General features: G+C 72.5%; 9 protein-coding genes. All 9 read left to right on the top strand.

Annotated elements, in window-relative coordinates; genetic code table 11:
- Positions 1-1,378 (top strand): NADP-dependent phosphogluconate dehydrogenase (gene gndA / locus CQZ88_RS03840; RefSeq protein ID WP_258008431.1); only part of this gene is annotated, 1,378 nt, incomplete at its 5' end.
- Positions 1,379-1,420: 42 nt separating this feature from the next.
- A complete protein-coding gene (locus tag CQZ88_RS03835; RefSeq protein ID WP_050035282.1) occupies positions 1,421-2,290 on the top strand; it encodes a DMT family transporter in 870 nt (289 codons plus the stop codon).
- A 10-nt stretch (positions 2,291-2,300) separates the two neighbouring features.
- Positions 2,301-3,740, top strand: coding sequence for a GuaB1 family IMP dehydrogenase-related protein (locus tag CQZ88_RS03830; RefSeq protein ID WP_006936796.1), 1,440 nt, complete (start codon positions 2,301-2,303; stop codon positions 3,738-3,740).
- Positions 3,741-4,054: 314 nt separating this feature from the next.
- Positions 4,055-5,431 (top strand): hemolysin family protein, encoded by a 1,377-nt coding sequence (locus CQZ88_RS03825; RefSeq protein ID WP_102799272.1) that lies wholly within the window; start codon positions 4,055-4,057, stop codon positions 5,429-5,431.
- Positions 5,428-6,513 (top strand): hemolysin family protein, encoded by a 1,086-nt coding sequence (locus CQZ88_RS03820; RefSeq protein ID WP_029543826.1) that lies wholly within the window; start codon positions 5,428-5,430, stop codon positions 6,511-6,513. The genes CQZ88_RS03825 and CQZ88_RS03820 overlap by 4 nt, the downstream gene beginning before the upstream one ends.
- A gap of 91 nt (positions 6,514-6,604) precedes the next feature.
- Complete coding sequence (locus CQZ88_RS03815; RefSeq protein ID WP_006936790.1) at positions 6,605-7,495, top strand: hypothetical protein; 891 nt, start codon at positions 6,605-6,607, stop codon at positions 7,493-7,495.
- Between the two features lie 117 nt (positions 7,496-7,612).
- Complete coding sequence (locus CQZ88_RS03810; protein ID WP_029543828.1) at positions 7,613-10,717, top strand: AAA family ATPase; 3,105 nt, start codon at positions 7,613-7,615, stop codon at positions 10,715-10,717.
- A 97-nt stretch (positions 10,718-10,814) separates the two neighbouring features.
- The gene (locus tag CQZ88_RS03805; protein WP_065922545.1) at positions 10,815-12,233 is read left to right on the top strand and encodes an FAD-binding oxidoreductase; all 1,419 of its coding nucleotides are present in this window, start codon (positions 10,815-10,817) and stop codon (positions 12,231-12,233) included.
- 34 nt (positions 12,234-12,267) lie between these two features.
- A partial coding sequence (locus CQZ88_RS03800) for an NAD(P)-binding protein (protein ID WP_102799269.1) occupies positions 12,268-13,618 on the top strand: 1,351 nt, incomplete at its 3' end.

Below are 13,618 nucleotides of genomic sequence, written 5' to 3'. Positions count from 1 at the left end.
CGCCCGTAACTTCGCCCGCCACGGCCACACCGTCGCGCTGCACAACCGCAGTGTCGCCAAGACCGACGCCCTGCTCGAAGCCCACGGCGACGACGGCGACTTCGTGCGCACCGAAACCATCGAAGAGTTCGTCGCCGCCCTGCAGAAGCCGCGCCGGGTGCTCATCATGGTCAAGGCCGGCGAGGCCACCGACGCGGTCATCGAGGAACTCGCGAACGCGATGGAACCCGGCGACATCATCATCGACGGCGGCAACGCCCTCTACACCGACACCATCCGCCGCGAAGCCGCACTGCGCGAACGCGGCCTGCACTTCGTCGGCGCCGGCATCTCCGGCGGCGAGGAAGGCGCCCTCAACGGGCCGTCGATCATGCCCGGTGGCCCCACGGAGTCCTACGAGGCCCTCGGCCCCCTTCTCGAGTCCATCTCCGCCCACGTCGACGGCACCCCGTGCTGCACCCACATCGGCCCCGACGGCTCCGGCCATTTCGTGAAGATGGTGCACAACGGCATCGAGTACGCCGACATGCAGCTCATCGGCGAGGCCTACAACCTGCTGCGCGACGCCCTCGGCTACGACGCCACGACGATCGCCGACGTGTTCTCCGAGTGGAACACCGGCACCCTCGAGTCCTACCTGATCGAGATCACCGCCGACGTCCTGCGCCAGACCGACGCCACCACCGGCAAGCCCCTCGTCGACGTCATCGTCGACGCCGCCGAGCAGAAGGGCACCGGCCGCTGGACCGTCAAGTCCGCCCTCGACCTCGGCGTCCCGGTCACCGGCATCGCCGAGGCCGTCTTCGCCCGCGCCCTGTCCGGCTCCCGCACCCAGCGCGCGGCGGCCCGCGGCCTGGCCTCCGGCGCCCTCGGCGACAAGCCCGCCGACGCCACACAGTTCACCGAGGACATCCGCCGCGCCCTGTACGCGTCGAAGATCGTCGCCTACGCCCAGGGCTTCGACCAGATCGCCGCCGGCAGCGCCGAATACGGCTGGAACGTCGACCGCGCCGCCCTGGCCACCATCTGGCGCGGCGGCTGCATCATCCGCGCCCAGTTCCTCAACCGCATCAAGGAGGCCTACGACGCCGACCCGCAGCTGCCCAGCCTGATCCTCGCCCCCTACTTCCGCGAGGCCATCGAAGCCGGCATCGACAGCTGGCGCCGCGTCGTGGCCACCGCCACCATGCTCGGCATCCCCGTCCCCGCGTTCGCCTCGTCGCTGTCGTACTACGACGGGCTGCGCGCCGAACGTCTGCCCGCGGCCCTCACCCAGGGCCAGCGCGACTTCTTCGGCGCCCACACCTACGAGCGCATCGACGCCGACGGCAAGTTCCACACCCTCTGGAGCGGCGACCGCAGCGAGATCCGCGCCTGACCGCGCCCGCACCGACGCCGCCGTAGGGCATAGTTTGTGCCCATGAGCGGCACCGTCACGGCGTCCGTCGTGTGCGCGCTGGCCGCCGCGATCCTGTTCGCGGCGGCCAGCGTCGCCCAGCAGCGCTCCGCCGAAGCCGTCCCCGCCGGCGAGTCCCTCGTCGCCGCCCTGATCCGCAGCCCCCGCTGGTGGGCCGGGGTACTCGGTGACGGCGGCGGCTACCTGCTGCAGGTCGCCGCGCTCGCCCTCGGGCCGGTCCTGGTGGTCCAGCCGCTGCTGGTGTCGTCGCTGCTGTTCGCCCTCCCCCTGTCCGCGGCGTTCTCCGGGTCTCGCATCACCCGTCCCACCTGGCTGACCGCGGCGGCACTGTGCGCGGCTCTCGTCGTGTTCCTCGTCGTCGGCGACCCCACCGCCGGGGAGATCGACGCCCCCGGGCACGAGTGGGTGCTCCCGCTCGGCGTGGTGTGCGCCGTCGTGCTCGCCGCCACCGCGATCGGGCTGTTCGGCCGCGACCGCGGCGCCCGGGCGCTGGCCCTCGGCGCGGCCAGCGGCCTGCTCTACGGGGTGGCGGTGGCGTTCACCAAGTACGTCACCGACCTGTTCGAGCACGGCCTGCGGCCCGTGGTCGGCGCCTGGCAGACCTGGGCCCTGGTCACCGCCGGCCTCCTCGGCGTCTACCTGCAGCAACGCGCCTTCCAAGCCGGCCCGCTCGCCGCATCCCTGCCGGCCGTCACCATCGGCGAGCCCCTCGCCGCCGTCTTCCTCGGCATGACCGTCCTCGACGAACGGCTCCGGGTGGACGGCCCGGGACTCGCCCTCGTCGTCGCCTCGGTCGGCGTGATGCTGATCGCCACGGTGGCGCTCTCACGCAGCCAGGCCCGGCTCACCGCACCCGCCGGCGCCGGCGCGTAACATTCGCCGGGTGCGCTTCCTCGACGGTCACCAGCCCCCGTACGACCTGACGTACGACGACGTGTTCCTCGTCCCGGACCGATCCGCCGTCGCATCCCGGTTCGACGTGGACCTGTCCACGGTCGACGGCTCCGGCACCACCATCCCCATCGTGGTCGCCAACATGACCGCCGTGTCCGGCCGCCGCATGGCCGAGACCGTCGCCCGCCGCGGCGGGCTCGTCGTGCTCCCCCAGGACCTGCCGGCCGGCACCGCCGCCGAGACCGTCGCGTTCGTCAAGAGCCGCCACCTCGTCGCCGACACCCCCGTCACCCTCGGCCCCGAGGACTCCGTCTCCGACGCCCTCGCCCTGCTGCCCAAACGCGCCCACCGCGCCGTCGTGGTGGTCGACGAGAACCGCCGCCCCGTCGGCGTCGTCACCGAGGCGTCCTGCCGCGAGGTGGACCGGTTCGCGCGGCTGCGGTCGGTCGCCATCCGCGACTTCGCCACCGCCCCCGTCGGCTCGTCCCCGCGGGAGGCGTTCGCGCTGCTCGAGGCCAAGCACGACCCGTTGGTTGTCCTCACCCACGACGACGGCACCCTCGCCGGGGTCCTGACCCGCACCGGCGCCGTCCGCGCCGGCATCTACAGCCCGGCCGTCGACGCCGACGGCGCCCTGCGCATCGGTGCCGCCGTCGGCGTCAACGGCGACGTCGCCGCCAAGGCCGCCGGACTGGTCGACGCCGGCGTCGACCTGCTCGTCCTCGACACCGCGCACGGGCACCAGGAGAAGATGCTCGACGCCCTGAAGCGGATCAAGGCGCTCGATCTGCCCGTCCCGCTCGTCGCCGGCAACGTCGTCTCCGCCGCCGGCACCCGCGAACTGCTCGACGCCGGCGCGGACATCGTCAAGGTCGGCGTCGGCCCCGGCGCCATGTGCACCACCCGCATGATGACCGGCGTCGGGCGCCCCCAGTTCTCCGCCGTCGCCGAATGCGCCCACACCGCCCGCGACCTCGGCGCGCACGTGTGGGCCGACGGCGGTGTGCGTCACCCCCGCGACGTCGCGCTCGCCGTCGCCGCCGGCGCCGCCAACGTCATGATCGGGTCCTGGTTCGCCGGCACCTACGAATCCCCCGGCGAGCTGCGCTACGACGAGACCGGACACCCCTACAAGGAGAGCTTCGGCATGGCCTCCAAGCGCGCGGTGGCCGCCCGCACCGTCGACGACTCCGCCTTCGACCGCGCCCGCAAGGCCCTGTTCGAGGAGGGCATCTCCACCTCCCGGATCCGCATCGACCCGCAACGGCCGGGCGTGGAGGACCTGATCGACCACATCTGCTCCGGGGTGCGCAGCACCTGCACCTACGCCGGCGCCCGCACCCTCGAGGACCTGCACGAGCGGGCCGTGCTCGGGGTCCAGTCGGCGGCCGGCTTCGCCGAGGGACGGCCCCTGCCCACCGGTTGGTGACCGCGCCGCCGCTGCGGAGCCGGACACGGCCCGTAGAATGAGGCCTCACCGTGAAACGCCCGCCCCTTTTCGATGATCGGGCCCGACGAGAGGAACCCGGTGCCCGCGGCACCCACCACCACTTCGACAGGACCCCTGGCCACCGCGGCCGACGCGGAGTCCGACTCCGCCGGTTCGGAGGGCTCCCCTAGCGAGCCGGGTGACAAACCCGGCGGGACCTACTCGACACCGGAGCGCAGCTTCCATTCGACACCGGAGCGGAGCTCCCGGTCGGCACCGGAGCGGAGCTCCCGGTCGGCACCGGGACGGTGCTGATGTCCGTCTTCCTGTCCATTCTCAGCCTGGTCGGCTTCATCGCCCTCACCGCGGGCACCGCCGTGTTCGTGGCGGCCGAATTCTCCCTGACCGCCCTCGAACGCAGCACCGTCGACGCCCACGCCCGCGACGGCGACCTGCGCGCGCGACAGGTGCAGCACGCCCACCGCACCCTGTCCTTCCAGCTCTCCGGCGCCCAGCTCGGCATCACCATCACCACCCTGATCACCGGCTACCTCGCCGAACCGGTCCTCGCCCGGTTTCTCGACCCGCTGCTGCGCGCGACCGGGCTCGGCGCCGGCGTGGCCTCCGGCATCTCCCTGGCCCTGGCGCTGATCATCGCCACGTCGTTCTCGATGATCTTCGGTGAGCTCGTGCCGAAGAACCTCGCCATCGCGCGGCCCCTGGCCACCGCCCGCGCCACCGCGGGCCTGCAGGCCGGCTTCTCGCTGGTCTTCAAGTGGGCCATCGTCGGGCTCAACGGCGCCGCCAACCGGATCGTGCGGCGATTGGGCATCGAACCGGCCGAGGAACTGCGCTCGGCGCGCTCCCCGGAGGAACTCGGTTCCCTGGTCCGGGCCTCGGCGGAACGCGGCGCCCTCGACGAGAACACGGCGCTGCTGGTCGGGCGCTCGCTGCGCTTCGGGGAACGCACCGCCGAGGACCTCATGACCCCCCGCGTGACCATCGAGTCACTCGACGTCCACGACACCGTCCTCGACCTCATCGACGCCTCGTCACGCACCGGCTACTCCCGCTTCCCCGTCGTCGACGGCGATCTCGACGCCACCGTCGGCGTCGTGCACGTCAAGCACGCGTTCACCGTGCCCGCCCGGCGCCGCGCCCACACCCAGCTGCGCACCCTCGCCCGGCAGGTGCCCGTCGTGCCGTCCACCCTCGACGGTGACGCGGTCATGGAACGGGTCCGCTCCGACGGCATGCAGGTCGCGCTCGTCGTCGACGAGTACGGCGGTACCGCCGGCATCGTCACCATGGAGGACCTGATCGAGGAGATCGTCGGCGACGTCCGCGACGAGCACGACGAACCCGAGCCCGAGGCGCAGCGCGTCGAGCAGGGCTGGTCCTGCTCCGGGCTGCTCCGCATCGACGAGGTGGCCCACCTGACGGGATACCTCGCCCCGGACGGCGAGTACGAGACCCTCGGCGGCCTGATCCTCACCGAGCTCGGGGAGATCCCCGCATCCGGCGACGAGGTGCTGCTGCCGCACCGGCCCGGCGACGCCCATCACCGGTGGCGTGCCCACGTCCTCGAGATGGACGGGCACCGCATCGACCGGGTCCTGCTCGTCCCCGTCGACGAGCCCGCCGGCGAGGACGACCACGCACCGGACGACGAGAGGGGGGACCGGCGATGAACGACTGGCTCGCGGTGCTGCTCACCGTCCTGCTGCTCGCCGGCAACGCCTTCTTCGTCGGCGCCGAGTTCGCCCTCATCACCGCCCGCCGCGACCGGCTCGAAACCCTCGTCGGGCAGGGCAAGAAGAGGGCACGGACCGTCATCGACGCGGGCGAGCACCTGTCGCTGATGCTCGCCGGGTCCCAGCTCGGCATCACCATCTGCTCGATCCTGCTCGGCCGCGTCGGCGAACCGGCGATCGCCCACCTGATCGAACAACCCATGCATGCGCTCGGCGTCCCGGACTCCCTGCTGCACCCGATCGGCTTCGCGCTCGCCCTCGCGATCGTGGTGGTGCTGCACATCCTGCTCGGCGAGATGGTCCCGAAGAACATCGCCATCGCCGGACCGGAGCGGTCGGCGATGCTGCTCGTGCCGGCACACCTGCTGTTCATGAAGGTGGCCCGGCCGCTGATCGCCTTCTACAACCTGTGCGCCAACGTCAGCCTGCGGTTGCTGCGGGTGGAACCGAAGGACGAACTCGACGTCACCGTCACCGAGATCGAACTGTCCGAGATGATCGGTGAGTCCCGCTCCGAGGGGCTGCTGGACGAGGAGGAACACCGGCGCCTGACCAAGGCACTCGCGACGAGCGGACGAACCGTCGCCGACGTGACGATCCCCCTGTCCGGGGTCCGCACCGTTCCGCTCGGCCCGGCCGGCACCACCCTCGGGGCCGTCGAGCGGGCCGTCATCGAGACCGGCTACTCCCGGTACCCGGCGGAGACCCCGGCCGGGGAACTGGCCGGCTATCTGCACCTGAAGGACGTGCTCGACCTCGTCCGCGACGAGTCCGCGGGACCGGACACGATCATCGCGACCGCGGAGATCCGGCCGTTGCCGCCGGTGCCGGTCGACGCCCCCCTCGACGACGCCCTGTCGCTGCTGCGGCGCACCAGTTCCCACCTCGGCGGAGTCGTCGACGAGCACGGCAGGGTCATCGGCATCGTCGCGCTCGAGGACCTCGTCGAACAATTCGTCGGCACCGTGCGCGACACCACCCACCGGATCGCCGACCCGGGACCGGGACCCCGGACGTGACCCCCGCCCCGACCACCCCGGCGCCCGCCGGCCGGCGCAGCACCGCGATGGAATCATTGCAGCACCGATGCAGTCGTTACGGGCGGGAACCATGAGTGCGGTCCTGGCACCCGAGCAGTGGCTGCCGCGCCGGGAGCGGCACCGCCACCGGCTGACGGCGCTGCTCGGCCCCTACCTCGACCGGCGAGCGCGCGGCGCCACCCACCCGGTGATCGACTTCCTGTTCACCTACTACAGCTTCACGCCGTCCCAGCTCATGCGCTGGCACCCCGGCTTCGGATCCACCCTCACCGGCTCCGCGTCGGCGGAGTACGCCACCCTGCGGGGCTACCGGACCACCGGCACCGGGGTCACGGTCGACCCCACCCACCTGGCCCGGCGGCGCGAGACCGTCCGATACGTCGCCGGCCTGCTCGAGGCCACCGCATCCCGGCCCGCGCACTTCGGCTGCTTCGGTCTCCACGAATGGGCGATGCTCTACCGCACTCGGCCCGAAGACGTCCGCCACAGCTCCGTACCCCTGCGCCTCGGCCACACCGGCACCGACACCGTCGTCGAGTCGTTGCAGCTGCGCTGCACGCATTACGACGCGTACCGGTTCTTCACCCCGGACGCCGGCCCCCTCAACATCGAACCGCTCACCCGCGACGACCAGGTACGGCGGGAACAACCGGGCTGCCTGCACGCCGCCATGGACCTGTACAAATACTGCTACAAGCTCACCCCGCTGCTCGACACGGACCTGACGGTCGACTGCTTCGAGCTGGCCTACGCCGCCCGGGAACTCGACATGCGGGCCAGCCCGTACGACCTGAGCGAGTACGGCTACCCCCCGGTACCGATCGAAACACCCCGCGGACGAGCGGAGTACGTCCGCGAGCAGACGGTCCTGGCCGAGCGGTCCACCGCGCTGCGCGCGGCGCTGCTCGACCGGTGCCACCGGCTGCTCGACGCCGACCGGGAGCACGCCGGCCGCCGCTGAGCGGACACCGCCGCCTGCCCTCTCCCCGGGACGTCCCCGGCGCGCGACTCGGCACCCGCGACGATCGATATCCCTCCCCGCCGGGTCTACGCTGAAGTCTGGAGAGGCCACGACCCGATGCTGTACGTCTCCGTCCTGGGTGAGCAGTCGATCACCGACGACACGACCGGCGCCGTCGTGACGCGGTCCCCCCGCGGCACGACCCTGGTCGCCTACCTCGCCCTCCACGCCGGAGTTCCACAGCCCCGCCAGCTCATCGCCCCCCTGTTCTGGCCCGACTCGACGACCGCCCAGGCCCTGACCAACCTGCGCCGCGAACTGCACCACCTGCGCCGCGCCCTCGACGACGACCCGGCCGTCGGAGTGACCTCCCGGGATCTGTGCTGGCGCGACACCGAGACCAGCCGGGTGGACCTACGGACCTTCACCGTCGAGTACCACGCCGCCCTGGCGGCCGCGACGAGCGGCGACGACGAGGCGGCGCTGCGGCACGCCACCACGGCGCTCGCCGAATACCGCGGCTCCCTGCTGCCCGGCATGTACGACGACTGGATCCTCGAGGCCCGTTCGGATCTCGAACGGCACTGCGTCGACCTGTGCGATCTGCTGTGCCGGCTCCGGGCCCGCACCGGCGACCTCCCCGGGGCGATCGACGCCGCCCGCCGCCGGATCCACCTGCGGCCCCTGGAAGAGGGCGGATACCGCACCCTGATGCACCTGCAGGCCGAGCACGGCGACCGCGCCGCCGCGGTGAGCACCTATCACCGCTGCGCCGCCCTCCTCGAACGTGAACTCGGGGTGGCACCGGACCCGGCGACGCGCACACTCGCCGACCGCCTGCTCGCCCACGCAGCCCCCACCGCGGCCGCCCGCCCGACCGCCGAGCCGGCGGCCCGGCGGCCCGGACTCGCCGCCCCGGCACTCGTCGGACGCTCACGCGAACTCCGTCGGCTGCACGAGGCGTGGCGCACGGCGGCCGCCGGCCGCCCCACCCTCGTCCTCGTCACCGGCGGCGCCGGCGTCGGCAAGACCCGCCTGGTCGCCGAGATCGCCGACACGGCCCGCGCACAACCCGCAGTGGTGGCGAGCACCCAGTGCTTCGGAACGTCCGGACGGCTCGCCCTCGCCCCGGTCGCGGACTGGCTCCGCACCCCCGCGGTCCAGCCCACGCTCGCCGCGCTCGACCCGCTCTGGCGCGCCGAGGTCGACAGGCTCGTACCGTCCGGCACCACCCGCCCGGAACCCGGCGCCGGCCTCCGGGCGATGGTCGACGCCTGGCAGCGCCTCCGGTTCTTCGAAGGCCTGGCGCGGGCCCTGATCGGCGGCGGCCGCCCGGTCCTGCTGACCCTCGACAGCATCCAGTGGTGCGACCCGGAGACGCTGACGTTCCTGACGTTCTGCCTGTCCCTGACCCCCGACGCGCCCCTGATGGTGGCCGCGACAGCCCGCACCGACGACACCGACGAGAGCCGGGACCTCGAGCAATGGGCCGTCCGGATGCGGACCGCCGGTCTGCTCACCGAGCTGCCACTGCAGCCCCTGGGGGTCTCCGGCACCGCCCGCCTGGCCGAGGCGCTCGGCGGGTGCCCGCTCGACCTGCAGGACGCCGAACTGCTGCACGCGACCACCGGAGGCTTCCCGCTCTACATCATCGAAGCGATGCACAGCGGACCGGACCTCGCCCCCGCCGGCAGCCTGGCCGACGTGCTGCACGACCGGATCGAGCAGGTGAGCCCCGCCGCACGGGACGTCGCCGGACTCGCCGCGGCGGTAGGCCGCAACTTCACCCTCGACCTGCTCACCGAGGCCAGCGACCTCGACGCCGACGCCGTGGTGCGCGCCGTCGACGAGCTGTGGCAACGCAGAATCCTGCGACAGTTCCGCGACGGCTACGACTTCTCCCACGACCTGCTCCGCGACGCCGCCTACGCCCGGATCAGCCCGCCCCAGCGCTGGCTGCTGCACCGCCGTCTCGCGCAGAGCCTCGAATTGCTGCACGCCGACGACAGCGACAGCGTCTCGGCGCAACTCGCCGAGCAGTACGCCCGCGGGGGACGACCGGACCGGGCAGTGGCCTACTACCGTCGCGCGGCCGATGTCGCCTCGAGCACCTTCGCCCACACCGAGGCGATCCGACTGCACAAGAAGGCGCTCGTCATCGCCCGCACCCAATTCGAGGGGCGCAGCGCCGCCGTACAGGAACTCGCCGTCCGCGAAGCGATGGCGGCGCCGCTCAACGCCAGATACGGCTACTCCTCCCCCGAACTGCAACAGACCCTCGAGCGCTCGATCCGGCTGGCCGCATCCCTCGGCCGCAAGGACTCCCTCCTGGCCGGCCTCGTCGGGCTCTGGTCGTCGCGGTTCGTGCAGGGAAACATTGCCGGCGCCCACGAGGTGGCGACCCGCGCCCTGACCCTCGTCGACCCCGGCTCCCCGCTGAGCGGATCGGCCCACTTCGCATTCGCCGGTTCGGCGGTCGAGCTCGGCCGCCCCGAGGAGGCGCTCCACCACTTCGACCGCGCGGCCGCACTGACCCGGGGCGCTCCCTCGTTGACCGTCGGCACCCGGCCCGACGTGCACGGCAGCGCCTGGGCGGCACACGCCCACTGGCTGCTCGGCCACAACGACGCCGCACTGACCTGCTGCAACGAGGCCGTCCGGCTGGCCCGGACGATCGATCATCCGTACAGCCTGGCCGTCGCCCTGGCCTACAGCGGCATCACCCACCACCTGCGGGCAGACCCCGCCGCCCTCGACGTCGCCGTCGCGGAACTGACCGACCTGTGCGTCCGGTACGGATTCGCCTACTACAGCGAGTGGGCGCTGATTCTCGGCGGTTGGTCCCGCGGCGGCGAGGCCGGCCTCACGCAGGCGCGGCGCGGCATCGACACACTCCGAGCGGCCGGTTCGTTCGCCCGGATGCCGTACTGGCTCTCGCTGCTCGCCGACCTGTCGGTGCGGGAAGGAGATCCCGGCGCCGCCCGCGCCGCGCTCGATGCCGCCCTCGTCGCCGGACAGGCCCGCGACGACCTGTGGTGGCTGCCCGAGGTGATGCGGATGCGCGCGGCGCACGACGACCACGACGCCGCGATCGCGCGGCTGCGCGCCGCCGCCCGGACCGCGGCCGCCCACGGCAGTGCCGCCCTGCTCCGGCGCTGCGCGCGGGACCTCGCCGAACACGGCGTTCACCTGCCGCTCCCGGGCGTTCCCCCGGCCCCGTGACCGGCTGCGCGCACTCGAACGCTGCGCGAACGCCCCCTTCCTAGGGTCGACGGTACAACGCCCGCACCGGCGAGCGACCGACCCGAAAGGGACTCCCGTGACCACCATCTCGACCCGGTCGGCCGGCGCCGTGCCGTACGACGACCTGGCCGCGGCCCTGCGCGGCGACCTGATCACCCCCGGCGACACCCGCTACGACACGGCGCGTGCCGTCTACAACGGCATGATCGACAAACACCCCGCGGCGATCGCACGCTGCCGGGACGCCGCCGACGTCGTTTCCTGCGTCCGCTTCGGCCGCGCCCACGCCCTCACCCTGGCCGTGCGCGGCGGCGGGCACAACGCCGGCGGCCTCGGCGTGTGGGACGACGCGCTCGTCGTCGACCTGTCCCTGATGCGCAGTACCACGGTCGATCCGGCACACCACACCGTCCGCGTCGACGGCGGATGCACCTGGGGCGACGTCGACCACGCCACGGTCGCGTTCGGCATGGCCACCCCGTCCGGCTTCCTCTCGTCCACGGGTGTGGGCGGGCTGACCCTCGGTGGCGGCATCGGCTATCTCTCCCGGCGCTTCGGGCTGACCGTAGACAACCTTCTCTCCGCCGACGTGGTGCTCGCCGACGGCACACTCGTGACGGCCGACGAGAGCTCGCACAGCGACCTGTTCTGGGCGCTGCGCGGCGGCGGCGGGAACTTCGGCGTCGTCACCTCCTTCACCTTCCGCTGCCACGACATCGGCGAAGCCGGCATGATCGTCGGCGGCCCGGTGCTCTACGACCTCGCCGACACCGCCGACGTCATGCGCTGGTACCGGGAACTGCTGCCGGCGCTCCCGGAGGAACTCAGCGGCTGGATCGCGTTGCTCACCGTCCCACCCGCCGCCCCGTTCCCCGAGGACCTCTGGGGCCGCAGGTGCTGCGGCATCGTCTGGTGCTACACCGGACCGCACGCCAAGGCCGACGAGGTGCTCGAGCCCATCCGGACCTACGGCTCGCCGCTGCTGGTCGGCCTGCACGACATGCCGTTCACCGTGCTGCAGAGCGCATTCGACGCCCTCTACCCGCCCGGCCTGCAGTGGTACTGGCGGGCGGACTTCTTCGACGAGATCACCGACGCCGCGATCGACGTGCACTGCCGGTACGGGCAGCAGTTGCCGACCGGTCACTCCACCATGCACCTCTATCCCATCGACGGCGCCACCAGCCGCGTCCCCGAGGACGCGACCCCCTTCGCGTACCGGGGCGGCGGATGGGCGGGAGTCATCGTCGGCGTCGACCCCGACCCCGCCAACGCCGGCCTCATCACGCGGTGGGCCCGCGACTACTGGGAGGAACTGCACCCGACCTCCGCCGGCGGCGCCTACGTCAACTTCCTGATGAGCGAGGGACAGGACCGGGTCGAAGCCGCCTACCGCGGGAACTACGACCGGCTCACCCGGATCAAGCAGCGCTACGACCCGGACAACGTCTTCCACATCAACCAGAACATCCGGCCCGCCGCCCCCGACCGGTAGCCCGGAACCGCACCTGCGCGGAGAGGAACGGGACATGCCCACCCACAGGCTGGAAACGGACTATCTGGTGATCGGCTGCGGCGCGGCCGGCATGGCGTTCGCGGACGCATTGATCACCGACTCCGACGCGGACGTCGTCATGGTGGACCGGCGGCACGCACCCGGCGGACACTGGCAGGAGGCCTACCCGTTCGTCCGGCTGCACCAGCCGTCCGCGTACTACGGCGTCAACTCACTGCCGCTCGGTACGGACACCATCGACGACGTCGGCCCGAACCGGGGCATGTACGAGCAGGCGGGCGCCCCCGAGATCTGCGCGTACTACGACCGGGTCATGCGCCGGCGTCTCCTGGCATCGGGATCCGTGCGGTACTTCCCGATGAGCGAGTACGTCGGCGGCCACCGCTTCGTCTCCCGGGTCGCCGCCGACCGGTACGAGGTGACGGTCCGGAAGGCGCTCGTCGACGCCACCTACCTCGAGCCGGCGGTCCCGGCGACGTTCGCCCCGCCGTTCGACGTCGCCCCCGCCGTCCGCTGTGTCCCCGTGAACGCGCTCGCGCGGGTCGCCGAGCCTGCCGAGCGGTACGTCGTCATCGGCGCCGGCAAGACAGCGATGGACGCATGCCTGTGGCTGCTGCAGATGGGGGTGCCACCGGACGCCGTCCGCTGGATCAAACCGCGCGAGGCCTGGCTGCGCAACCGCTGGTTCGCGCAGGGCGGCGAACTGGTCGGCAACCTGATCGACGGACTCGCCCGGCAGATGGAAGCCGCAGCGCAGGCGACGAGCACGGACGACCTGTTCGCCCGGCTCGAGGCGAGCGAACAGCTGCTGCGCGTCGACGAGCGAGTCACCCCCACCATGTACAAGGGCCCGACGGCGAGCACCGCCGAACTCGCCCAGCTCCGGCGCATCGACGACGTCGTCCGCCTCGGGCACGTCCGGCGCATCGCACGCGACGAGATCGTGCTCGACCACGGAACGATCGGTACCGGGCCCGACCACCTGCACGTGCACTGTGCCGCCCCGGGCCTGAACCCGGCCCCGGCCGTCCCGATCTTCGAGGAGGGCCGTATCACGCTGCAACCGATCCGGACCGGGCTCATCCCGTTCAACGCCGCCCTCGTCGGATTCGTGGAGGCCACCGGCCGGGACCTGGCCGAGAAGAACCGGCTCTGCCCACCGAACCGGCTACCGGACGTCCCCCTCGACTGGATCCGCGGAACGCTCGTCGAGACGAGCGCCGAGTACGCGTGGTCGAAGGAACCGGACATGGCGGACTGGCTCGAGCGTTCCCGCCTCAACACGTCCCGGGGGCTCCGGCACCGCGCCGACCGGCCCCTTGTCCGGGAAGCGACGAGGCGATTCGGCACCCACGTCCGCCCCG

The organism is Rhodococcus sp. ENV425, from assembly GCF_002887785.1.
Taxonomy (GTDB): domain Bacteria; phylum Actinomycetota; class Actinomycetes; order Mycobacteriales; family Mycobacteriaceae; genus Rhodococcus; species Rhodococcus aetherivorans.
This window is presented reverse-complemented; position numbering and strand designations above follow the sequence as displayed.